Origin of the sequence: Ereboglobus sp. PH5-5, assembly GCF_029504805.1 — a bacterium.
Classification (GTDB): Bacteria; Verrucomicrobiota; Verrucomicrobiia; order Opitutales; family Opitutaceae; genus Ereboglobus.
The window spans coordinates 19,594-41,344 of record NZ_JAQFIT010000011.1 but is presented as its reverse complement, the minus strand read 5'-3'; the positions used below and the strand labels follow the sequence as shown (position 1 = coordinate 41,344).

The window sequence follows — 21,751 nt, the reverse complement described above, 5'->3', positions numbered from 1 at the left end:
TTTATAATTTATATATATAACTTATTAAAATAATATTATCATGAAAACCGAAAACAATACGATTATCGAACCGTCAAGGGAAACGCCAATATACAAGGAAACAGACGTGCTGGTCGTCGGCGGAGGCCCCGCCGGCATCATGGCCGCGCTGGGCGCGGCGGAGGGCGGACAGCGCGTGACGCTTGTCGAGGGGCTCAGCCATGTGGGGGGCAATCTCACCACCGGGCTTCCCATCCTCGGGTTTCTCAGCCAGAAGCAGGAGTTGATTATAAAAGGCCTGCCGCAAAAACTCATGGAGCGGCTCAAGGCGAAGGGCGCGGCCAGCGAGCACCAAGCCTGCCCGCTGCATGTCAGCCTCACAATCATCGACCCGGAGGCCGTCAAGACCGAGGCGATGAACATGCTTCTCGAGGCGGGCGTGGAGATTCTCCTGCACATGATGTTTGCCGATGCGATTGTGGAGGACGGCAAAATCAAGGGATGCGTTTTCCAGGGCAAGGCGCGTCGCGAGGCGATTCTTGCCAAACAGGTGATTGATTGCACGGGGGACGGCGACGTGGCTTTCCTCGCGGGCGCGCCTTGCGAGAAGGGCGACGACAAGGGCGGCATGCAGCCACCGACGCTCATGTTCCGCCTCGACAGCGTGGACACGGACAAGCTCCGCAACAGCATTGCAGGGCAACCGGACTCGTATCAGATGGACTTCATCCCTCCGGATTATTTTGGCAAAAACAGCCGCTTCATCACGGTCGGGTTGCGCAACCTGATAGAAAAAGCCCGCGCGGACGGCGTGCAGATCCCGACTGATCGCACGATTATTATAACCGGCATCAGGAAGGGCGAGGCGTGGATCAACATGACGCGCGTCAAGGATATCGACGGCTCCGATCCGCACAGTCTCACCGACGGCGAGATCACCGCGCGCAAACAAATCGACGGCATCGTTAAATACCTGACCGGTTATGTGCCCGGCTTTGAGAACGCATGGTTGTCCAACACCGCGCCATTTCTCGGCATTCGCGAGTCCCGTCGCGTGGTGTGCAATTACATGTTGAATCGCGACGATCTCCTGAACTGCGGCAAGTTTGACGACGCGATCGCCGTAGGCAGCTATCCGATTGATATTCACCGGCCAAACGACAACGACTGCACGCTCGAATGGTGCGGCGATTGTTATGACATTCCCTACCGCTCGCTCGTGCCGCAAAAGATCGAGAACCTCTTCATCGCGGGTCGCTGCATAGGCACGACGCACGAGGCCATGGCCGCCACGCGCGTGATGTCCACCTGCATGGCGGTCGGCGAGGCCGCCGGTCGCGCCGCCGCAATGTGCGCCGCCGGGGGAATCGCGCCGGCGTCGCTCGATGTTAAAAAATTACGCGAAAAATTACAGTCAAGCGGAGCCTATTTGCGCGCGTAATAACAAGGCGGGTGTTCTTAAATTTATATATACTAGAAAATATGAAGCAGCATAACCGTCCCGGTTTTTTTCGCGTTTATTTTGCGATAGCGACATGCGCGCTTTTGCTTTCCCCGGCTCATGCCGACTCCAATCTGGATGACAAAACACTGACATTCCAAAACGGCCTTGATAACTACTCGGGCGCGATGGAGATCGGCATCGACCAGGGAAATCCGGGCGTGCTCGGCAACAAGGCAAACAACCTTTGGATCGAGCGGCATGAAAGCAAGGGCGAGCAACTGAAGGCGAAGCAGGCGCTGGTTCGTTTTGATAATATTTTCGGTTCGGGAGCCTCGCAAATTCCTCTCGGCGCAAAAATTTCCAAGGCGACATTGCGCCTCAATGTGGGCTCGAAAAAGGACGCGATAACTTATCACCGGATATTTCTCAGCCGCATGCTTGTGCCGTGGGGGAAGGATGCAGCGTGGAAATACAAGGCGTGGGGTGACGATGGAATCCAATACGATGGACGCGAGGCAGTCGCCGCTCCCGACGCGCTCTTTGTCCCCAATCTCAACAACACCGCCTACGAGATTGATGTCACCGAGTCGCTGCGCGCGTGGGCGGGCGGGCAGCCGAACAACGGCTGGGTTTTATATTCAACACGCACGCACCATGTGCCGGCGGCCTTTATCACGTCACGGGTGGACAGGCGGGAATTGCGTCCACTGCTCCGCGTCACCTACGACGCCAATCCGTCCAATATCGCGCCCGAGGCGACAAACCTTTCCTCGACGCATGCAAACGCGACCACCGCCACGCTTTCCCTGCGTGTGACTGACTCCAACAAGGACGCCCTGAGTGTCGCATTTTACGGACGCAAACAGGCCGCCGCCGCGGATGACTTTCAGATTATTCTCCTTCCCGACACGCAATATTACACAAACGAGCGGCTCGGCGGGAAATCGGAAATGTTTGACGCCCAGACGGAATGGATCGCCCGAAATGCCAGGGCGCGCAACATAGCCGGCGTGCTCCATCTCGGGGACATCACGGATCACGGGGATATTCATGAAGATCAATGGAAACTTGCCCGCCGGGCGCTCTATAAACTTGAGGATACAAAACTGAGCGGACTGCCCGAGGGGGTTCCCTATTGCCTGGCCGTCGGCAACCACGACCAGCGTTATCCCGGTTCCGACGGGGAGCTTAAAAGGGACGGTCCGGCGAAACTGTTTAATAAATATTTCGGGGTGAATCATTTTAAGGGGAAAAGTTATTACGGCGGAAACTACGGCGATAATAATAACAATCACTACACGCTGTTTGAATCAGGCGGAACGAAGATTGTCGTGCTCAGCTTGGAATTCGGTCGCCTCAGAAACGATCCCGGAATCCTCAAGTGGGCCGGCGATGTTTTGACCAAGCATGCGGATCGTCATGCGATTGTCATTACGCACGCGACGCTTTTCCCCGGAATCCCGGGCGAATTTCAGGAGGATGGTGAGGCCGTTTATGCCGCGTTAAAATCGCACAAAAACCTCATGCTCATCGTGGGCGGACACACAACGGGCGAGGGGCATCGCACGGACACTTGCAACGGCTCCGTGACGCATTCCATCGTTCAGGACTTTCAGTTTGATGAAAACGGCGGCGCGGGGTTTCTCGGCGTGCTTACTTTTTCGCCGCGCACCAACGAAATCCGCGTGGCCACCTATTCGCCCTACACAGGCAAATCGCGCACGGATCCCGCGGCGCAATACACGCTTGCCTACGATTTTGGGACCAAGATCGAACCCTTCAAAAAACTCGCCACAGTGAAGGCCGAATCAGGCGCCGGGGCGAAATACAATTGGAAGGGCAGGGCGGCCAACTCGGTGTATGAATGGTATGCCGAGATTTCGGACGCCAAAAAAACAACCCGCACCGAACTCCAGTCATTCATTCACGCTTCGGTGAAATAAAGAAAACTCGTTGAGGAAGGCCCAAGGTCAAATCCCCCTTCGGGCGGCGACTTTGCGGGTCTCTACCGTCTCACGGGAAATGATGTGCGGCGGGGGCAAGGGAGGGAGCCGTAAGGGGGCGGTCACTTTTTTAATGGGGCAAAAAAAGACCTCAAAAACTTGTGCGAGTCTTTGAGGTTAAAGTGGCTGCCCGGGCTGGGGTCGAACCAGCGACCAAGTGATTAACAGTCACCTGCTCTGCCACTGAGCTACCGGGCATCAGTTTCTTCCGCCGTCCTTTTCAGAACAGCCGGTGAAGGGGCGTCATTACGGAGGGTTTGATTTTTGGCGCAAGTAGAAAAATCATTTTTTTGTCACTTCTCGGTTTCCACAATCGAACCAGCTTGGTTTCACTTCGGGCCGGCTTTTATCAGATCGGGACGTAGTCGGGGGTTTGCTCGGGCTCCACGACTTCGGCTGTTGTGAGTTGCACCAGTTCGTGGAGCGTCTTGAAGTGCGCGGCGAGGTCGTTGCCTTCGGTGCCGCCAACGATGCGCTCAAAGAGGCCGCGTTTGCTGTCCTTCAGGCTTTGGATGCGCTCCTCGATTGTTCCGGCGGTCACCATGCGGTAAACGAAAACCGTGTTCGACTGGCCGATGCGGTGGACGCGGTCAACGGCCTGCGCCTCGACGGCGGGGTTCCACCATGGATCGAGGAGAAAGACGTAGTCCGCGGCGTGCAGCGTGATGCCGGTGCCGCCGGCCTTGAGCGAGACGAGCATCGCTGCGGCGCCTTTCGCGTTTTGGAAGGCCTGCACGGGTTTGAGGCGGTCCTTGGTCATGCCCGTGATTTCATAGCGCGGCAGGTCGGGGTAGGCGAGGGCGATGGCTTCGTGGACGCGCTCAAGGAGCATCACGAATTGCGAGAAGATGACAACTTTGTGCCCGCCGCTGATGATTTCGGCGAGTTTTTCAACGAGGAGGTTGATTTTGCCGGAGTCGGCAAGCGGGGTGTTCAGCCAGGGGAGCATGTCGGGGTCGCAACAGATCTGGCGCAGGCGCGTGAGCAGGGCGAGGAATCCGAAGCTGCGCTCGCGCAGGGCGGCGTCCATGTCGTCACCGAGGCGTTGCAGGCCCTCGGCGCAGACGCGGGCGTATTCGGCGCGTTGCACATCGGTGAGCGGGCAGACGAGTTCCATTTCAACTTTGGGCGGAAGCTCGGTGGCGACATCGCTTTTGGTGCGGCGCAGGATGAAGGGGGCGAGTTGCGCGCGGAGGCGGGTGAACGCGCCTTCGCGGTCGGCGGCGAGCGCGGCTTCAAAAACGGCGCGCGTGCCAAGCAGCCCGGGCAGGAGGAAGCGGAAGATGGACCACAGGTCGAGCTGGCGGTTTTCGAGCGGGGTGCCGGAGAGGACGATGCGGTGCTGGGCACGGATGGCGAAGCAGGTTTGCGTGGTTTTGGCGACGGGGTTTTTGATGAACTGGCCCTCGTCGAGGATGGTGTAGCCGAAGCGCGCGGTGTCTAGGCGGGCGCGGTGTTTGCGGAGTTGCGCGTAGCTGGCGATCCAGACGATGCGCTCGGAGACAGTGGGGGGCGCGGTTTGCAGTTTGCCGTTTGCGATTCCGGCTTCGGGCTCGGCGTCGTGATTCGTTTCGGTGGCGTTGCCGACAAAGGGATTTCCGTTTTTCAGGACTTTGATGCGAATGTGCGGGGCGAATTTCGCGAATTCCTCCTGCCAGACGGGAACGACGCTGGCGGGGCAAACGATGAGCGTGGGGAGCGAGGGATCGTTGGCGGGGCGGACGGAGAGAAGCGAGATTGTCTGAAGGGTTTTGCCGAGGCCCATTTCGTCGGCGAGGAGTCCGTGGCATCCGGTGTCGCACAGGTGGTGCATCCATTCGACGCCGTGGCGTTGGTAGGGGCGGAGAATTTCGGGGAGTGGCTTGGTGAAGGGCGCGGGGGTGGTGACGGCCCGGCGCCACGTCTCGATTTCGGGCGAAAGGGTCAGTTTGAGGCGCGCGTCATTGAAGAGGGAGAATATGAGGTAGGGGGGGAGTTTGCCGTCGGGTGTTTCCGCCTCGGCGATGTTGCGTTGCCAGTTTTCCAGCGTTTCGAGGCGGTCGGCGGGGAGGGTGACGATGCCCACGCCGGGGAGCAGGGTGGGCGAGGCGCCGCGTTTGGTGACGAGGGCGACTTCGTCGTCGGTGAGAAGGCGTTCGCCGGATTTGAATATCCAGCGCAAGTCGAGGGCGGTATCGTTGTCGTTGGATGTGGTTTTTGCGCCCGGTGTTTTTTTCCCGTTGCGCCGGGTGGCGATGACGCTGACTTCGAGGGTTTGCGCGGTGTGGAGGAGTTTTTCCGTTTCGGGGGCGAGCTCGATTTCGTAGGCGCGCCGCCAGGCGGGGAGGGTGTTTTTCAGATAAGATGGAATCTCGATGATGTTCGAGAGGAGGTAGTGGCCGGTTTGGGCGTTGTAGGTGAAGTGTGATTTGCGCGCGAGGGCGGCGAGTCCGATGAGCTTGGCGCGTTCCGCCCGCGTGGTTGCGGGGCGGGCGGACGAGGCGGTGTTGTCCGGTGTGAACGCCGGGGCGCGCGGCGCGCGGGCATTGGCCGGGTCTTTCCAGAACGCCTCGAACGAGAGTCCGTTGTGGCTGGTGGCGAAGGTGAGGACGAGGGTGCGCGGAGGCGGCGCATCGGAGGGTGCCGGGGCGGTTTTGCCGTTGGTTGTCGCGCCGGAGGATTGCGGCGCGGGCGCGCGGGCGCCGTTGCCATTGGCGGACGGCTCGGCGGGCAGGGGAGGGAGTTCGTCGCAAAGGAGCTCCTCGATTTCGTGAATGCCGGCGACCGCGATGGCGCGGGCTTTTTCGGTGTCGTCGGTCGATGCGCGGATGTTGAGCTCGCCGTTTTCCCATTCGATGACGGCGTATTCGTCGCGTTTTTCAACGCGGCGGTGGATGATGGCGTCCTTGTTGGTGAGTTCGAGTTCGCGGATTTCGCTGTCGCGGTAAATGCGGCGGCCGTGCGCGAGCTGGCTGTCCGTGAACACGGCGAACCAATCGCCTTCGAGTTTCTCAAACCAAAACTCGAGCGATTGCGGACTGTAGATGCGTTTTGCGGCGTGCTTTTGCATGACGCGAAAAGGTTCAACGCTAGAATCGCATGAGTGTGGAGCAATCCCTTTTTCGAGTGTCATTGTTTTTTGGATGCGGGCGAAACATACCCTCGGGACAATGGCAGGCGACGCGACCAAATTCATTGTAAACGCGACGTTAATATACCGTTGCCAAGCTTTCCGCCCGACATTTGCGTTTGGGTTTAAATTTCCCAAATCTTTTTTAATCTCATGCAATGGTATTATGTTTTAAACGGCGAGCGCGTCGGGCCGGTTTCACAGGAGCAATTTGACCAGCTTGCGCAGGCGGGCACGATCATGGGCGAGACGCTCGTCTGGCACGCGGGCATGGCGGAGTGGCTGCCGTGGGCGCAAACGGCGGCGCGGATCGCCGGGGAAAGCGACTCGGCCGTGTGCGCGGTGAGCGGGCGCCTTTACCCGAAGCGCGAGATGCTCGAATACCAGGGGCGCTGGGTGAGCGCCGAGCACAAGGACGCGTTTTTCCAGCGCATTCGCGAGGGCGTGCAACACACCGCGATGCCGGGGGAGATGCGTTACGCGGGATTCTGGATTCGGTTCGCCGCGGTCATTATCGACATGATGTGCCTGTGGGCGATCAACATGGTTTTCAGCATGGGTTTCATGTTTGTCCTGATGGCGCTTGGCGGCATCGCGTCCGCGTCTGGAAGCGATGGCATGACACCGGTTGTCTTGATTCTGCAATTGTCCCTCTATCTTGTGCAGTTTGCCGTGGCGCTGGCCTACGACGTGTTTTTCATTCGAAAGTATGACGCGACTCCCGGCAAACTTGCGCTGGGCTTGAAGATTCTGCGCGCCGATGGCGAGAAACTTTCGGTGGGCCGGATTATCGGGCGCAATTTTGCGAAGGGTGTCAGCGCGTTGATCCTGTGCATCGGCTACATAATGGCCGGCTGGGACGAGCAGAAGCGCGCGTTGCATGACATCATCTGCGACACGCGCGTGGTGCGCAAATAATCGCGAGCTTCCGGCGCGCGTTTAATCTTCCATGCGCATTTTTTGATTCCGTGAGCAACAAATCTCCAACACTGAACGGCCCGTGCTCTTGCGGCGGACGTTATTTGCTCACGCCGGGGCGCGCGCAATGCGAGGTGTGCAAGGATGGCTACCAGTTTGTGGAGTTCCCGGCGTTTCGGGCGGAGCGCGTCGTGACGAAGCCGCACGAACTGGCGGGCGGTGACGACGCGACTTGTTTCTTCCACGCGCAAAACCAGGCCGAGGGCGTGTGTTCGTCGTGCGGACGATTTTTGTGCCCCGTGTGCGCGGTCGATTTTGGCGGACGCGTTTTGTGCCCGGCGTGCATCGCGGGCGGGAAAACATCCCCGGCGCGGGTTGAGCGGGACAAGTGGATAGCGGACACCACCGCGCTTTGGCTCGCGGTGCTGCCGCTGATTGCCTGGCCGCTCACGATTGCGACGGCGCCGGCGGCGTTCGCGCTGGTGTTGTTGAACTGGAACAAACCCGCAAGCATCGTGAGGCGCTTTCGCTGGCAGCGCTGGGTGGCGGGCGCGCTTTCGCTGGCGCAGATTGCCGGATGGGTGTGGCTGTTTGTGGAGATGTTTTCAAAATGAGCGCGAACGACGGCAATAATCCGCGATACAAACATCTGCGCTGTCAAAACGGCGGGCTGTTTTCGCGCGGGAGCCTGTGGCTCGCGGACGACCATGTGCTGCAAATCACCTCGACCGGACTGCATGAGCGCTACCGGCGTTTCTATTTGCGCGACATCAAGGCGATCATGGTTGGCGAGGGTTTTTCGGCCAAGGTCGGCGGCTTTGTCTGCGGATTCATCGCGTTCTTTTTTGGCCTCATGTGGTTTTTGACCGCGATGACAAGCAGGGAGGGCGGCGGCTCGCCCGGTTTGCTGGTGTGTTTTTTGATAATGCTCGCGGTCGCGCTCCTGTTCCTGTGGCGCGGGCGCACGGTGAAAGTTTACGTGGTGACGGAATTGCAAACGGTGCTGTTGCGCTCCGTGGCGCGGAAATGGCAGGCGGACAAATTGATCGAGCAACTCACGCCGTTGATCAATGCGTCGCAGGCGGATTTGACGCGCGCGCAACCGACGATGGCGGAACAGGTGTCGGACGCGGTCGATGCCGCCGTTGAGCAAACGGCGTTGGAAAATCAGGCCGCCGCGCAACCGCCAATGCCCGAGTTGCCCTCGCAGCCGGAGCTGCCGCAAATGCAACCACGGCAAACTTCGGACGCGCAAAATCCGGACGGAGGCCCGGGCGCGGCATGAGCACGGCGGAAAATCCACCTTTGCCGTCGCGAGCCGGCGGACCGATGCGCAGGCTGCGCTGCACGCGGCACTCGGAACGCGAGGCGGCGGCGTGTTGCGCGGAGTGCGGGCTGCCGTTTTGCCGCGAGTGCGTCTCGGAATACGAGGGGCGCTTGTTGTGCGCGGCGTGCCTGGAGAAAATCGTTGCGAACGCGAAGGCGGATGCGGACGGGAGCAATCGCGGTCTTTTCGCGCTGACGGCGGACTCGGTGAAACGCGCGGCGTCGCTCGCGGCGGGCGTGGCGTGGCTCTGGTTGTGTTTTTACCTGGCGGGTTTGCTGATCGAAAAACTGCCGCAGTCGGTGCATGAGGGCACGGTGTGGGCGCAGGCGGCGGAGGAGGCGCTGGGCGAGGAATGACGCGCAAGGGAACAACCGCGCGCCGTCGCGAGACGGAACCGTCCGCGCTGGCACTGATCGAGGAATCCGCGCACCTGCTCCGTCGCGCGCCGGCGGGAGTGTTTGTGCTTCACCTTCTCGGCGCGGGGGCGTGGGCGCTGGCGGTTTTGTTCGCGTGGGCTTACGTCTCGTGGTTCAGGCCGTCGCGCGACGAGCTCGCGCTGGGCGCGTGCGCGCTCGTGCTGCTGTATGCGTGGATGAAGGTCGCGCAGGCGGAAATGTGCGCGCGGTTGCTGGCGTTTCGCCTTGGCGCGAAGCCGGAGAAATTCACATGGCGCAGGGCGGCGCGCCTGGCGGTCTCGCAATTCAAAATCCACGCGTGGGGACCGGCGGCGCTGGCGGTGTCGGGTGTGCTGCTGCTGCCATTCGGTTATGTGTGGCTGTATTTTCAAACGGCGACGGCGCTTGGCTCCGGGCAAGTCCCGGAGCAACCCGGAGCGGCGGGGGCGGATGTGTGGCGGCTTGCGAAACTCTGGCCGCGGCAGGGGCATGTGGGGCTGCTCGTGATCAGCGCGCTTTCGCTTGTGGTTTTTGCAAACGTGGCGGCCTTGTTCTACATGCTGCCGTGGCTGGCGCGCACATTGCTCGGGATGGAAAACTTCATGTCGCTGGACGGCTGGTCGATGCTCAACACCACATTCCTCATGTGCGTGACGGCGCTCACATGGCTCGCGGTCGATCCGCTTGCGAAGGCGTTTTGCGTGCTGCGTGTTTTTCGCGGGCGCGCCCTGCGCACCGGCGCGGATTTGCGCATCGAAATTGCCGCCGCCCGAAAACAGGGGCGCGCCAAAACAGGTTTCACACTCGTCGCGCTGCTCGCGGGCGCGCTGATGTTTTCGGGGGACGCGCCGGCCGCGGAGCAAGACTCCGATTCCGTCCGGCAACAGCAGCAACAAGTCCAGCCCGCCGAGCTCGACCAAGCCATCGACGAAGTGCTGGCGCGCAGCGATTTTCAATGGCAGTTGCAGCCGGATGAAAAAGCGCGCCCTTCGGATGACGAGGCGAGCGCAATCGAGCGTTTTTTTAACTGGATGGGGAGCGGTGTGAAATCAGTTTTTCGCGCGCTGGGGCGTTTTGTCGAATGGCTGGCGAATCTGCTTTCGAGCGACAATGATAATTCCTCGCCGGTTGTAATGAAGGAGCGATCGGGCACGGGAGACCTGTCGCTGTTGAAATTTTTTCTCTACACGCTTCTCGCGGTGCTGGCGGGATTGCTCGTTTGGGTGATTTATATAACGGTGCGAGGTGGGCGGCGCAAAATTGTGGAGGCGGCGGCGGGCGTCGCGGAGATCGAGGGGAAACCGGATTTGCGCGATGAAAACGTGCAGGCGGCGCAACTGCCTTGGGACGAGTGGCTGCAACTCGCGCGCGAGCAGATCGCGCTCGGAGAGTGGCGACTGGCGCTGCGCGCGCTCTACCTCGCGCAACTCGCGCGCCTCGGCGCGGAGGGATTGCTGACGCTGCGCCGGCACAAGACGAATCTTGATTACGAGCGCGAACTGCGGCGTCGCGCGCTGCAGCGCGCGGGACTGCCGGAATGGTTTGCCGCGAGGCGGCGCGAGTTCGAGGCGGCGTGGTATGGCCGCGAGCAGACGGACGAGGCGCGCGTGCGCGCGTGGTTCGACGAGATGGAGAAAGGAGCGAAAATATGAGGCGCCGAGCCTCGATGATTCTGCTCGCCGCGCTGGTCGTGCTGTTGCTCGGCGGCATCGCCGAATTGCTGCGCATGAGGATTTCGCGCGGCGATGTGTATCCGCTTTACTCGACCTATCGCGCCGACCCGCTCGGCACAAAGGCGTTTTATGAAAGCCTGGAGCTTGTGCCCGGCGCGCGCGCGCAACGATGGCTGCGCGAGCCGGAAAAATTGCCGGCCGGCATGCGAGGGACGATTGTGTTTGCGGGGGTGAATTCCGCCGGGTGGTTGCGGACTGACCGCGTCACCGCGAAAAAACTCGACTCGCTCGCTCGCGGCGGCGCGCGCGTGGTCGTGACGTTCAAGGCGGGCTTCGGCGAGCGCGAGTTGAAGCGCTGGCGCGATTCGCGCACCGATGACGATTATTCAAAATACAATTTCGCGGGCGCGCCGGATTTTGCCGCGCATGCCTTGGAGAAGCGCGACGCCCCCGAGGTCGCGCCCGGGGAAACCCCGGAGCCCGCGGAGAAAAAAGGCAGTCGCAAGAAACATGTGTTTGTCGATGCGGGCGGGCAATGGGGCGTGAAAATCGTGACGCGCATCATCAAGCCCGACGACGACGGCAGGCTGCCCCCCGCGGTGCGCGCGGAAGGACAACCGGGCGAATGGCCGGGAAGACTCGACTGGATGAGCGAGTTGTATTTCGACACGGAAAAAAGCGCGGACTGGCGCGTGCTTTACACGCGCGAGGGGCGTCCCGTGATGATTGAGCGCGCGCTTGGAACAGGCTCGATCGTGCTGGCGGCGGATTCGTTTTTCCTGAGCAACGAGGCGCTGCAACGCGCGCGCGCGACCTCATTGCTCGCATGGCTCGTGACCGCGCCGGGCGGCGACGGCGTTGTTATTTTCGACGAATATCATCTCGGCATGACGGAGGATCATGGCGTGGCCGCGCTTGCGCGGCGCTATGGGCTGACGGGGGCTGCGTGCCTGGCGATGTTGCTGGCGGTGTTGTGGGTGTGGCATCGCATGGCGCTGTTCGTGCCGCCGCCCGCCGACGAGGATGAGGAGCGCGCGGGCTACGAGCCGACGGCGGGCTTGGAGGCGTTGCTGCGCCGCTCGGTGCCCCGCGCGCAGGTGGCGCGCGTGTGCCTCGACGAGTGGAAAAAAACGGCTTCGCCCGCCGACATTGCGCGCGTGGACAAGGCGCTCGCCACGCTGGAGCGAAACGCGTCGCCGTGGACAATCTACACAACAGCGCGGGAAGCGCTGAGAAAATCAGGAGGGGTTTCGCCCCGCCAAAAAAAGAAATCAATTTTATGAACCCAACCATTGAATCGTTTACGGAAAAACTAACCGCCGCCCGCGCCGAGGTGGCGAAAGTCGTCATCGGCCAGCAGGAGGCGGTCGAGCTTTCGCTCATCACCTTGCTGTCGCGCCAGCACGCGCTCATCGAGGGCGTGCCGGGCGTGGCGAAGACGCTGCTCGTGCGCACGCTCGCGCACGTGCTCGGCGTGCCGGGCGGGCGCGTGCAATTCACGCCCGACCTCATGCCGTCCGACATCACGGGCACGAACGTGTTTAATTTGCAGGCAAATTCATTCACGCTGATTCGCGGGCCGGTGTTCACGTCGTTCCTGCTCGCGGATGAAATCAATCGCGCGCCCGCGAAAACCCAGGCTGCGCTTTTGCAGGCGATGCAGGAGCGCGTGGTGTCGATCGACCGCGAGACCCACTCGCTTGATGAGAACTTCACCGTGTTCGCCACGCAAAACCCGGCGGATTCCGAGGGCACTTATCCGCTGCCCGAGGCCCAGAAGGATCGCTTCATGCTCAAGATCAAAATGGAGCCGCCGGCGCGCGACGAGGAACTTTCGCTGGCGCGGCGCATGGTCGGAAACAACACGCCGGAGGGCGCGCTTGCCGCGGGCGAAGTGCGCGCTGTGCTTGGCGCGGGCGAACTGGCCTCAATGCGCGCCGCGCTCGACACGGTGACGTTGCGCGAGGAGCTGACGAGCTACGTGGTCGATCTTGTGCGCGCGACGCGCAGCCACGAGAGCATGCTGGTCGGCGCGGGGCCGCGCGCCACGCAGGCGCTGCTGCTTGGCAGCCGCGCGCGCGCCGCGCTCGACGGCCGCGACTATGTGACGCCGGACGATGTGCGCGGCCTTGCAAGCGCGGTGCTCGGACACCGCCTGATATTGCGCCCCGAGTTCGAAATCGAGGGACTGACAATCGACGAGGTGCTCTCGCGGATACTCGAACAAGTGGCGGTGCCAAGATGAAGAAGTTTGGGGTTTTCGATTGCGCGCCACCGCGCGGTCTCGAAATCGAAAATGGAGCGGTAACTCCCAATCGAAAATCGGAAATCCAAAATCGAAAATAACAACATGACCTTTCTTCCCTCAACACGCTTGCTCTGGCTTGTCTTCGCCGTCGTGATTCTTGCGATACCGGCGGGGCCGATGCCCGGGTTGATGCCGGTGTGCTTCGCCGCGCTGGCAATCGTGGCGTTGCTGGCGTTGGCCGACCTGGCGTTGAGTCTGCGCAGCGTGAGGATGCCGGTTGTGTCGGCTCCGGAGGTCGTGCGTTTTTCGAAGGACCGGCCCGGCGCGATCCCGGTGCGTTTTTTAAATGAGACAGGGCGCGCGATGGAGCTGCGTTTTGCGCTCGGATTGCCGAAGGTGTTTGCGGCAAAGGACAATGAGTTGTGGGTGCGCCTGCCGGCGGGGGCGGACAAATCGCGCGCGCAAATCGAATGGGCGTGCACGCCTTCGCGACGCGGGCGTTTTGCGAATGCGGCGCTGGCGTGTTGCGAGGCGGGATCGCGACTGGGTTTGTGGCGGTTGCGCGCGCGCGCGCGGCTGGAGTGCGAGCTGCGCGTGTATCCGAATTTGTTTTCCGAGCGGCGTCAGCTCGCGGCGGTTTTTCTGGATCGCGGCCAGTTTGGCGCGAAGCTGCAGCGCACGGTCGGGCGCGGGCGCGAGTTTGAAAAGTTGCGCGAGTATTTGCCGGGCGACGGGTTTGACGAAATCCACTGGAAGGCGACGGCGAAGCGCGGGCATCCGGTGACGAAGGTTTTTCAGGCCGAGCGCACGCAGGAGATTTATGTGGTGATCGACATGTCGCGTTTGTCGGGGCGGCTCGTCACGCACGAGGGGGTCACTCAAACGGTGCTCGAGCGCTACCTGACCGCGGCGCTGGTTTTGTTTCTCGCGGCACAGCGGCAGGGGGATCGCTTCGGCGTGATCGCCTACGATGATCGCGTGCGCGTGAGTTTGCGCGCGGGCAACGGCGCAGCGCATTACGCGGCATGCCGCGAGGCGTTGCACACGCTCCAACCGGGCGGCGTGACACCCGACATGGCCGAGGTGGCGCGTCACATTCGGTTGCGGCAACGCCAGCGCGCGCTGTTGTTTTTTCTGACCGACCTGGGCGACCCCGTGCTGGCGGAGGATTTCGCGAGACACGCTCCATTGCTGGCGCGCCAGCATTTGATGCTGGTGAGCCAGTTGCGCGGGCCGGGCGTGGAGCCGCTTTTCGCAAGCAGGAGGGCGGACGGGCGCGGCGATCTTTACGCGAGGCTTGCGGGCCACATGCGCTGGGAGGAAACGCAGGCGCTGATCCGCGCGCTCAAGCAGGTCAACATCACGGCGGCGGTGCTCGATGACGATGCGTTCGTGGCGAACTTGGTGACGCAATATTTGCAGGTGAAGCGGAGGCAGTTGCTATGAAGGCCGACTCTCGAACAGACGGAGCACGGGGAACGGGACGGGCCGCATTTGTCCCTGTGATTCTCCGCGCATTCAGCGTTTTTTTTCAGGAGGATTTTTCATGATCGTAAACCTGGACAAATTCATCGAGACGGAACGTCCAAAGTGGGAGCGGCTCGACAAAATTCTGAACCGCATGGCGAACGATCCCTGGCGCAGGCCGCCGCTTGAGGAAGTGCGCGAGATGGAGCATTTATATCAAAGGGCCTCGGCGGACCTGGCGCGCCTGGCCACGTTTTCCGCGGAGCCGGAGACGCGCGCGTATCTGGAGAATCTTGTCGCGCGCGGTTACGCGGAAATCCACGGCGGCGCGGGCGGGCGCTCAGTCGAGCACTGGCGGCCCGGGAAATGGTTCGCTGTCACGCTGCCCGGTGTATTCAGGAAACGAATACGCGCGTTCTGGTTCGCGCTGGCGTTGATGCTGGGAGGCGCGGTTTTCGGGGGCTTCGCGGTGGCGCTTGATCCCGATGCCAAGCAGGTGCTGATGCCGTTTTCGCACTTGCTCGGCGATCCGGCGGAGCGCGTTGCGAAGGAGGAATCGGGCGAGGATTACAATCGGCTGGACGGCTCGAAGGGCACGTTTGCCGGTTATTTGATGACGCACAACATTCGCGTGACCTTGCTCGTGATGGCGCTCGGCATGACGTGGGGCGCGGGGACGCTGGTGCTGTTGTTCTACAATGGCGTGATTCTCGGCGCGGTGGTGGCGGACTACGTGCTCGCGGGGCAGACGACGTTCCTGTTCGGATGGCTGCTGCCGCACGGCATGATTGAAATCCCCGCGATTCTCGTGGGCGGGCAGGCCGGGTTTGTGCTGGCGGGCGCGTTGATTGGGCGCGGCCAGAGCAAGGGGCTTGCGATGCGCCTGCGGGCGGCCGCGCCGGATGTGGTGACGTTGTGCGCGGGCGCGGCGTTGATGCTCGTGTGGGCGGGCGTTGTGGAGGCGTTCATTTCGCAATACCACGCGCCGGTGCTGCCGTATTGGGTCAAGATCGGCCTTGGTGTGATCGAAGGCGCGGTGCTGTTGTGGTATTTGGGGTTTTGCGGACGCAAAAAAGAGGGGGAGGAAAATTCATGAACGGCGTGAAAGGTATTGAAAGGCTGGATACAATCCGCGTGCGCACTCCGGAGTGCGCGGTATTTTCGCACCGGCTGGCGAGTCCGGTGCCGCGGATGCTCGCGCTGCTGGCCGACTGGATGATTGTGAGCGCGGGGTGGGGGATTGTGAGCGTGGCGATCAGCCTGCTGGCGATCGTGAGCGTGGACGCGATGCGCGCGGTGAGCGTGATCGGGTATTTTGTGGTGTCGCAGGGTTACTCGATTTTTTTCGAGTGGCGCTGGCGCGGCCTTACGCCGGGCAAGCGGATGCTGCGGTTGCGCGTGATCGACGAGCGAGGCTTGCGGCTGTCCCTGTGGCAGGTGGTGCTGCGCAATTTGCTGCGGGCGATTGACGCGCTTCCGCTTGGTTATTTCGCGGGCGGCGCGACGGCGTTGCTGAGCCGGCGCTGCCAGCGGCTCGGCGACCTGGCGGCGGGAACGCTTGTGATTTGGGAGGCTTCGGAGCCGGCGCCCGATCCGGCGTTGCTGGGGAGTGAAAAATACAACACACTGCGCGGCCACGCGCCGGTGGTGGCGCGTTTGCGGCAGGCGGTTTCCCCGGAGGAGGCGCGCGTGGCGTGGCTGGCGCTGGCCCGGCGCGACAAGCTTGATGACGCGGCGCGCGCGGAGTTGTTTGCCGATCTCGCGGAGCATTTCAAATCGCTGACGGCTTTTCCCGAGAGTGTGACCGACGGTGTGAGCAACGAGCAGTTCGTGCGCAACGTGGTGGATGTGCTGTTTGTGGAAAGGCACTTATCCACGGAGGCGCGGTGAGCCTGCCGCCGGGCTTGGCGGCGGTCAAAATTTCAGATGCTTCACCGTTAATCCCCGGTTGATGAGCTGGTTTAATGAATCAATGCCGATTCGGATGTGCGGCTCGACATGGTCGGCGTCAACGCGCCGGTCGCTTTCCGTGGTTTTCACGCCTTCGGGCGTCATCGGATGGTCGCTCACGAGTAGGAGCGCGCCGGTGGGAATGTCGTTGAAAAAGCCGACGGTGAAGATCGTCGCCGTTTCCATGTCCACGCACATGACGCGGATTTTTTGCAGGTATTTTTTAAAGTCATCGTCGTGTTCCCAGACGCGGCGGTTGGTCGTGTAAACAGTGCCCGTCCAGTAATCCCGCGCGTAATCGCGGATCGTGGTGGAGATGGCTTTTTGCAGCGCGAAGGCGGGCAGGGCGGGAACCTCGGGCGGGAAGTAGTCGTTGCTTGTGCCCTCGCCGCGGACGGCCGCGATGGGCAGAATGAGCTGGCCGACTTCGGCGCGGTGTTTCACGCCGCCGCATTTGCCGAGGAAGAGCACCGCCTTGGGCCGGATGGCGCCGAGCAGATCCATGATTGTCGCTGCGGTGGCGCTGCCCATGCCGAAGTTGATCATCGTGATGCGCCCGGCGGTGGCGCTGGACATGGGTTTGTCGAGCCCGCGCACGGGGACGCCGTGCCATTCGGCAAAGAGCTGCACGTAACGCTGAAAGTTCGTGAGCAGGATGTGGTCTCCGAATTCGTTGAGCGGCACGCCCGTGTAGCGCGGCAGCCAGTTTTCGACTATGTCTTGGCGTGTTTTCATAATGTGAGGGGCGACGGAGCAAAACTGTTGCTGTCGCGGCGCAGCATGGAGGCGGTGGGTATGGTTGGAAAGGATGAAAGCGCGGCATTTGGCGCGTCCAAACGCGGAGGAAGTTGGCGCCAATAAGAATTGCGTTTTGGCGTTGCTGGAAATGGAGTTGTGCATTCTTTTAAAATCCATCGCCTCGACCTCCATCCATCACTGAACCAAACCCATCCACCATCATGGCCAGAAAAAAGAAGAACCCCGTTACCTCCCCCCTCACATTTGATTTGCCGGTGTCGCTGATTGCAAAAATTGACGCCACTCAAAAAAAACACGGATTCCGCTTCACAAGCGAATTGGTGCGCGAGGCGGTCGCAAGTTTTGACATTGAGCGTTGTGTTTCCGCCGGCGAGCCGCACAGGCAGATTTCCGTCCGTTTGCCCGCCGAGATGAAGGCCAAACTCACCAAGGCGGCCAAAAAGAAAAAGGTCAGCATCGGCGAAATTTTGCGCGTTGCGCTCGAATCCTACGCGCCCAAGGCCGCGGTCAAAAAAGGCCGGCGCGGTTAGGCTTTTTCGGCTTAAATTGTCGCAAGGAAATGCCTTTGGTAGGGGCGAAGCCTCCGGGTGAGCCGTTAATGTTGCGGCTCACCCGGAGGCTTCGCCCTACCGATAAAAATTTTTCCGCGCCACTGTCACGCGAACGGTTTTCTCACTCCCAGCGCGTGTAAATGCGCGCGGTTTCCTTGCCGTCGTTTTCGCGGGTGAGGATGTGCCAGAGGGCTTTGCCGTTTTCGACGGGCTGTTCATGGACGGACATGGTGAGCTTGTCCTTTGCGAAGCACTCGTTCTTGAAGGTGATCACCAATTCCTTGAGCGCGCGGCTGGAGGCGATTTCCGGCGGCGCGCTTTCGAGCGCCCATGCGGTGAAGTGGGTGTTGTTCACGTGGGCGTTGCTGTCGATGTCCTCGTTGCGCACGATGATTGGAAGTGTCGCCGCCGGTTGGACTCCGCTGAAATCGGGCATCTTGGGATTGTTTTCCTCAACGACGAACTCCGGGGTTGGCGGGTTCATGTCGATGAGCATTTGCGGTGTGCGCGCGATTCGGCGCGTGGAGATGTCTATCAACAGCCACCACGTTGACCCCTTCAAAACGGTTTCTCCTTTTCCGTTGGTTATGTAAAATTCCCTCCGGCTCATGAGCCGCTCGGAGCGGCTGTGCCATGTGTGCACGGTGAAAGTGTCGCCGCCCGCGGCCCTGGCGGGGCATAGCGGGGTGAGTTGCATGCGCGTGAGCACCCATGTCAGCCCGGCGGCGTCTCCCAGGTCTTCGCTGCCAAAGGCGAGTGTGTGCGCGTCGATGCCGGCGGCGTCCTGAAAATAATCGCAGAGCTTGTGCAGCGGGATGGCGCCATCGGGGGCAAGTTCGTAGTAACGGACGCGGAATTCTTCGTGTGTCATGAATGCGGTGATTTTATTTGTGGATCAAAAGTTCAGGTCAATGCCGAGATGCGTCGCGAGCGCGTGTTTTCGAATGCCGTAGAAACGGGCGAATGCGCGCGCGTTTTCCAGCGCGGTTTCGTCGCCCGGCGCGCGCGTCTTAATCGCGGCAATCATGAGGTTTTTCGCGGTGTGCTCGGTCGAGATGAACTCGAACACCTTTGCGCGGTAGCCGGCGTATTCGAGGAGTTGCGCGCGCAGGGCGTCGGTGACAAACTCGGCCTGCCGCTCCTGAAAAATACCGTGGCGCAGCGCCCCGGCAAGGACGGGCGGCGCGGTCAGTTGCGGGCGGAGTTCCTTTTGGCAGCAGGGGGAAACGACGATCAGGCGCGCGCCGGATTGGATTCCCCTGGCAATGGCGTCGTCGGTCGCCGTGTCACAGGCATGGAGCGCGATGAGGATGTCGAGTGTGTTTTGCGGCGCGTCGTGCGCGAGTTCCACATCCGCATCCAGTTGCGCATCAGCGATGGTTCCCTGGACAAATTTCAAATTGGAAAATCCAGTTTCCCGCGCGATGCGGTTGCAAAACGAAACGAGCTCGGGGCGGGTCTCGATGCCTTGAATGCTTGCGCGCGACCCGAGGAGCGCGGCGGTGGCGAAGGTGAGGTAACCCTTGCCGCAACCCATGTCGGCAATGCGCAACATGGAGGCGGTGTCGCGACGCGCTTCTTCACCAAGCCCCGGAATGATTGCGGGCGCTTCGATGAGAGCGGCCTCCGTTGCGAGGTGCGAAAGCAGCTCGGCGAATTTGTTTATCTGGCGAAGTTTCGCCGACATGCCCTCGCGCGGCTTTCCGTATTTGTTTGTGATGCCGAGCGCGTGCAGCCAGGGCGCGTCGAGCGGAATGGCCTGCCGTCGCGCGCGATCATGCGCGGCGGGAATGCCGCCGATGGCGGATGCCGGCGCGTTTGGAGCGGCGTCTGTTTTTTTGACGCGAAGACGAGCACCCCCATTTGAATCGTGCGAGAGCTGCGCGGATTGCGCGACGGTAAAAAGGTGCGCGTCGAGAAACTCGGCGCCGATGAGTTTTTCAAGAAGGGCGAGCGCCTCGCGCGGCTGATGGTTTTTGGTTATGTCGCGCGTGGCATGGCGATAAACGAAGCTGAGGTGCGGGCCGCCCTTGAGGGAGACCGGGCGGACAAAGACATTGCGCAACGAGGCGTCGGCGCCGCGATATTTGCCGAGCGTGAGTTTCGAAAGCGAATCGTCGGAAATGGACGCGCGCAGCAGGTCGAAAAATTGTTCGCGGGCGGCTGGTTGTGACATAGGGAGTGCATTGGCACAGTGAAAAGGGAAACGCAATGCTTGACCTGAGCGCGGCAATGCGCACTGTTTTGCGTTCTTGCACAGCAAATGCCCTCATCGTCTATCGGTTAGGACGGAAGATTCTCATTCTTCAAAGCGGGGTTCGATTCCCCGTGAGGGCGCCAATTTACCACCCCGTCAGGGGCTCGGATTTCTCCTTGGAGCGTTCAAAGCCCGTTGCCAAAGGAGCCACTCGGCGGGCTGTTTCGCTTTTTCTTGATGCGGCTTGCATTATTTTGAAGTGCAATGTGTTGTGATTTTTTGCGTTTCTAACATTGCCTTTTGCTGAATGGCGCAACACGTTGCGTTCCTTAATGCAGCAATGAGCAGCTTCGATCCAAACAACCCATCCGATTCCGACGACGACGATGTCGGCGGCGTGGCTTGGAATGAGTTCGACTGGGAGCATTACCTGCGCGAGCAGGACGACACGATTCATCGTTACATTGGCTGTTATGAGTTGTTTCTTCGCGACGAGGGACGTCTCGAAAAAGTGGCCGCGAACATGGGCTGGCGGCTCAGCTCAAGCGAGGCGGATGATGACGATGACGACGACGCGGAGGACGACGATCAAGGCCCCTACACTGTTCACAAGAACTACATTTATGTGGCGCTCAAGGCCATCCACCTGAAGCTCTCGCGCGAATGGGAGCGCATCGCCGCGAACCCGGCGTCCGTGCCCCAGCCGCTCGCCGTCGCATTCGCGGCCGCGTTGCATCGCGGCGAATCGCATGCCGTGCTCGCCGTGCACGCGCTGGACTTCGGGGATTTCGCCATGGCGGTCAGCTTGTTCAAACGGATGTTTGGCGAAATAAACAGAGCCATCGCCATCCTCGACGAAAAGGCGGCCAGGCATTCGTCCGCGCTGGCCAAGTATCGCGCCGAGGCGTTGTGCATGCTTTTTGATCTGCGCGAGATATCACTCCGCATGATGGAGGACTGCCGCGAGGCCATAGAGTTGCCCGCCGAGGACGACTTTGATTGAGCCTGTCCGGCTGCCCCTCCTCGCGCCCCGCCGCATTTTCCTGCACACTGAATCGCGAAATCCATTTTCCTCCAATAGAAAATACCAACCATGAGCACGACACCAACCAACCTTCTCGACAACTCAATCGCCGCAACCGCGCGTTGCATCGAATCGCTCAAGGAAATCCGCGCCGAAATCGACCGCGCGGCGGAGCTGATTCTCAAGGCCGTGCGCTCGGGCAACAAACTGCTCATTTGCGGCAACGGCGGCAGCGCGGCGGAGGCGCAGCATTTCTCAACGGAACTCGTCGGACGCTATTTCAAGAACAGGCGCTCGCTCCCGTCCGTCGCGTTGAATGCGGACGGTTCGCTGATCACCTGCATCGGCAACGACTACGGGTTTGACGCCGCGTTCTCGCGCCAAATCGAGGGGCTCGCGAAACCGGGCGATGTCGTGATTGGGATCACCTCGAGCGGCAACTCCGCCAACATCCTCGCCGCCCTCGAAACGGCCAAAAAGCTCGGCCTCGAAAGCATCAGCTTCCTAGGCAGGGGCGGCGGCAAGGCCAGGGGAATGGCGACGGTCGACCTGATCATCCCCGGCGACTCGGGACGATGCGCGCAGGAGGCGCACCTGTTCCTCGTTCACCATTTCTGCGACCTGATCGACGCGGCGGTCGAGTAACGCTGATCCAAAATTTTTCCAAAGGGCGCGCCGCGCCCTTCGATTTGCATTTCTGTTTATTT

General features: G+C 61.1%; 19 protein-coding genes and 2 tRNA genes. 16 read left to right on the top strand and 5 right to left on the bottom strand.

Annotated features, from left to right (window positions below; all coding sequences use genetic code 11):
• Positions 1-40 precede the first annotated feature (40 nt).
• Both M2103_RS08590 and M2103_RS08585 read left to right on the top strand, forming a co-directional pair.
• Positions 41-1,420 (top strand): FAD-dependent oxidoreductase, encoded by a 1,380-nt coding sequence (locus M2103_RS08590; protein ID WP_277509976.1) that lies wholly within the window; start codon positions 41-43, stop codon positions 1,418-1,420.
• A gap of 41 nt (positions 1,421-1,461) precedes the next feature.
• On the top strand, positions 1,462-3,366 hold the full coding sequence (locus M2103_RS08585) for a DNRLRE domain-containing protein (RefSeq protein WP_277509974.1): 1,905 nt from the start codon (positions 1,462-1,464) through the stop codon (positions 3,364-3,366).
• A gap of 183 nt (positions 3,367-3,549) precedes the next feature.
• On the opposite strand, the gene M2103_RS08580 is transcribed toward M2103_RS08585, so the two are convergent.
• Together M2103_RS08580 and M2103_RS08575 are read right to left on the bottom strand one after the other, a co-directional pair.
• Positions 3,550-3,624 (bottom strand) — tRNA-Asn (locus tag M2103_RS08580).
• A 151-nt stretch (positions 3,625-3,775) separates the two neighbouring features.
• Positions 3,776-6,475, bottom strand: a complete 2,700-nt coding sequence (locus M2103_RS08575) for a DEAD/DEAH box helicase (RefSeq protein ID WP_277509972.1) — start codon at positions 6,473-6,475, stop codon at positions 3,776-3,778.
• Positions 6,476-6,688: 213 nt separating this feature from the next.
• On the opposite strand from M2103_RS08575, the gene M2103_RS08570 reads away from it, so the two are divergent.
• From M2103_RS08570 to M2103_RS08525, 10 genes are all read left to right on the top strand, one after another.
• Positions 6,689-7,453: an RDD family protein gene (locus M2103_RS08570; protein ID WP_277509971.1), complete on the top strand. Its 765-nt coding sequence runs from the start codon at positions 6,689-6,691 to the stop codon at positions 7,451-7,453.
• A 50-nt stretch (positions 7,454-7,503) separates the two neighbouring features.
• Positions 7,504-8,067 (top strand): hypothetical protein, encoded by a 564-nt coding sequence (locus M2103_RS08565; protein ID WP_277509970.1) that lies wholly within the window; start codon positions 7,504-7,506, stop codon positions 8,065-8,067.
• On the top strand, positions 8,064-8,738 hold the full coding sequence (locus M2103_RS08560; protein WP_277509969.1) for an ABC transporter permease: 675 nt from the start codon (positions 8,064-8,066) through the stop codon (positions 8,736-8,738). Before M2103_RS08565 ends, M2103_RS08560 begins: the two co-directional genes overlap by 4 nt.
• 20 nt (positions 8,739-8,758) lie before the next feature.
• Positions 8,759-9,136: a hypothetical protein gene (locus tag M2103_RS08555; RefSeq protein ID WP_277509968.1), complete on the top strand. Its 378-nt coding sequence runs from the start codon at positions 8,759-8,761 to the stop codon at positions 9,134-9,136.
• Entirely contained in the window at positions 9,133-10,827 is a 1,695-nt protein-coding gene (locus M2103_RS08550; RefSeq protein WP_277509967.1) for a hypothetical protein, read from the top strand. Before M2103_RS08555 ends, M2103_RS08550 begins: the two co-directional genes overlap by 4 nt.
• Complete coding sequence (locus M2103_RS08545; protein ID WP_277509966.1) at positions 10,824-12,131, top strand: DUF4350 domain-containing protein; 1,308 nt, start codon at positions 10,824-10,826, stop codon at positions 12,129-12,131. The genes M2103_RS08550 and M2103_RS08545 overlap by 4 nt, the downstream gene beginning before the upstream one ends.
• The gene (locus M2103_RS08540; RefSeq protein WP_277509963.1) at positions 12,128-13,093 is read left to right on the top strand and encodes a MoxR family ATPase; all 966 of its coding nucleotides are present in this window, start codon (positions 12,128-12,130) and stop codon (positions 13,091-13,093) included. The genes M2103_RS08545 and M2103_RS08540 overlap by 4 nt, the downstream gene beginning before the upstream one ends.
• A 105-nt stretch (positions 13,094-13,198) precedes the next feature.
• Complete coding sequence (locus M2103_RS08535) at positions 13,199-14,542, top strand: DUF58 domain-containing protein (protein ID WP_277509961.1); 1,344 nt, start codon at positions 13,199-13,201, stop codon at positions 14,540-14,542.
• Positions 14,543-14,642: 100 nt separating this feature from the next.
• Entirely contained in the window at positions 14,643-15,659 is a 1,017-nt protein-coding gene (locus tag M2103_RS08530; protein WP_277509960.1) for a stage II sporulation protein M, read from the top strand.
• The gene (locus tag M2103_RS08525; protein WP_277509959.1) at positions 15,656-16,453 is read left to right on the top strand and encodes an RDD family protein; all 798 of its coding nucleotides are present in this window, start codon (positions 15,656-15,658) and stop codon (positions 16,451-16,453) included. The genes M2103_RS08530 and M2103_RS08525 overlap by 4 nt, the downstream gene beginning before the upstream one ends.
• Before the next feature lie 24 nt (positions 16,454-16,477).
• Here the strand turns inward: M2103_RS08525 and M2103_RS08520 are convergent, their stop codons facing one another.
• Positions 16,478-17,248, bottom strand: coding sequence for an AMP nucleosidase (locus M2103_RS08520; protein ID WP_277509958.1), 771 nt, complete (start codon positions 17,246-17,248; stop codon positions 16,478-16,480).
• Positions 17,249-17,472: 224 nt separating this feature from the next.
• On the opposite strand from M2103_RS08520, the gene M2103_RS08515 reads away from it, so the two are divergent.
• Positions 17,473-17,802, top strand: a complete 330-nt coding sequence (locus tag M2103_RS08515) for a ribbon-helix-helix protein, CopG family (RefSeq protein WP_277509956.1) — start codon at positions 17,473-17,475, stop codon at positions 17,800-17,802.
• A gap of 142 nt (positions 17,803-17,944) precedes the next feature.
• On the opposite strand, the gene M2103_RS08510 is transcribed toward M2103_RS08515, so the two are convergent.
• Both M2103_RS08510 and M2103_RS08505 read right to left on the bottom strand, forming a co-directional pair.
• Positions 17,945-18,694 carry an acyl-ACP thioesterase domain-containing protein gene (locus tag M2103_RS08510; RefSeq protein ID WP_277509955.1) on the bottom strand — a complete coding sequence of 250 codons (750 nt, stop codon included), beginning with the start codon at positions 18,692-18,694 and terminating at the stop codon, positions 17,945-17,947.
• 24 nt (positions 18,695-18,718) lie between these two features.
• Positions 18,719-19,999: an SAM-dependent methyltransferase gene (locus M2103_RS08505; RefSeq protein WP_277509954.1), complete on the bottom strand. Its 1,281-nt coding sequence runs from the start codon at positions 19,997-19,999 to the stop codon at positions 18,719-18,721.
• A gap of 89 nt (positions 20,000-20,088) precedes the next feature.
• On the opposite strand from M2103_RS08505, the gene M2103_RS08500 reads away from it, so the two are divergent.
• The 3 genes from M2103_RS08500 to M2103_RS08490 all read left to right on the top strand — a co-directional run bounded on the left by M2103_RS08500 (position 20,089) and on the right by M2103_RS08490 (position 21,689).
• A tRNA-Glu gene (locus tag M2103_RS08500) sits at positions 20,089-20,163 on the top strand.
• Between the two features lie 197 nt (positions 20,164-20,360).
• A complete protein-coding gene (locus tag M2103_RS08495) occupies positions 20,361-21,023 on the top strand; it encodes a hypothetical protein (protein ID WP_277509953.1) in 663 nt (220 codons plus the stop codon).
• A 90-nt stretch (positions 21,024-21,113) separates the two neighbouring features.
• A complete protein-coding gene (locus M2103_RS08490) occupies positions 21,114-21,689 on the top strand; it encodes an SIS domain-containing protein (RefSeq protein ID WP_277509952.1) in 576 nt (191 codons plus the stop codon).
• Positions 21,690-21,751: the final 62 nt, after the last annotated feature.

Coding starts and splice junctions, on each gene's coding strand:
- M2103_RS08590 (WP_277509976.1), top strand. CDS start 41: ATGAAAACCGAAAACAATACGATTATCGAACCGTCAAGGGAAACGCCA.
- M2103_RS08585 (WP_277509974.1), top strand. CDS start 1,462: ATGAAGCAGCATAACCGTCCCGGTTTTTTTCGCGTTTATTTTGCGATA.
- M2103_RS08575 (WP_277509972.1), bottom strand. CDS start 6,475: ATGCAAAAGCACGCCGCAAAACGCATCTACAGTCCGCAATCGCTCGAG.
- M2103_RS08570 (WP_277509971.1), top strand. CDS start 6,689: ATGCAATGGTATTATGTTTTAAACGGCGAGCGCGTCGGGCCGGTTTCA.
- M2103_RS08560 (WP_277509969.1), top strand. CDS start 8,064: ATGAGCGCGAACGACGGCAATAATCCGCGATACAAACATCTGCGCTGT.
- M2103_RS08550 (WP_277509967.1), top strand. CDS start 9,133: ATGACGCGCAAGGGAACAACCGCGCGCCGTCGCGAGACGGAACCGTCC.
- M2103_RS08545 (WP_277509966.1), top strand. CDS start 10,824: ATGAGGCGCCGAGCCTCGATGATTCTGCTCGCCGCGCTGGTCGTGCTG.
- M2103_RS08540 (WP_277509963.1), top strand. CDS start 12,128: ATGAACCCAACCATTGAATCGTTTACGGAAAAACTAACCGCCGCCCGC.
- M2103_RS08535 (WP_277509961.1), top strand. CDS start 13,199: ATGACCTTTCTTCCCTCAACACGCTTGCTCTGGCTTGTCTTCGCCGTC.
- M2103_RS08530 (WP_277509960.1), top strand. CDS start 14,643: ATGATCGTAAACCTGGACAAATTCATCGAGACGGAACGTCCAAAGTGG.
- M2103_RS08525 (WP_277509959.1), top strand. CDS start 15,656: ATGAACGGCGTGAAAGGTATTGAAAGGCTGGATACAATCCGCGTGCGC.
- M2103_RS08520 (WP_277509958.1), bottom strand. CDS start 17,248: ATGAAAACACGCCAAGACATAGTCGAAAACTGGCTGCCGCGCTACACG.
- M2103_RS08515 (WP_277509956.1), top strand. CDS start 17,473: ATGGCCAGAAAAAAGAAGAACCCCGTTACCTCCCCCCTCACATTTGAT.
- M2103_RS08510 (WP_277509955.1), bottom strand. CDS start 18,694: ATGACACACGAAGAATTCCGCGTCCGTTACTACGAACTTGCCCCCGAT.
- M2103_RS08505 (WP_277509954.1), bottom strand. CDS start 19,999: ATGTCACAACCAGCCGCCCGCGAACAATTTTTCGACCTGCTGCGCGCG.
- M2103_RS08495 (WP_277509953.1), top strand. CDS start 20,361: ATGAGCAGCTTCGATCCAAACAACCCATCCGATTCCGACGACGACGAT.
- M2103_RS08490 (WP_277509952.1), top strand. CDS start 21,114: ATGAGCACGACACCAACCAACCTTCTCGACAACTCAATCGCCGCAACC.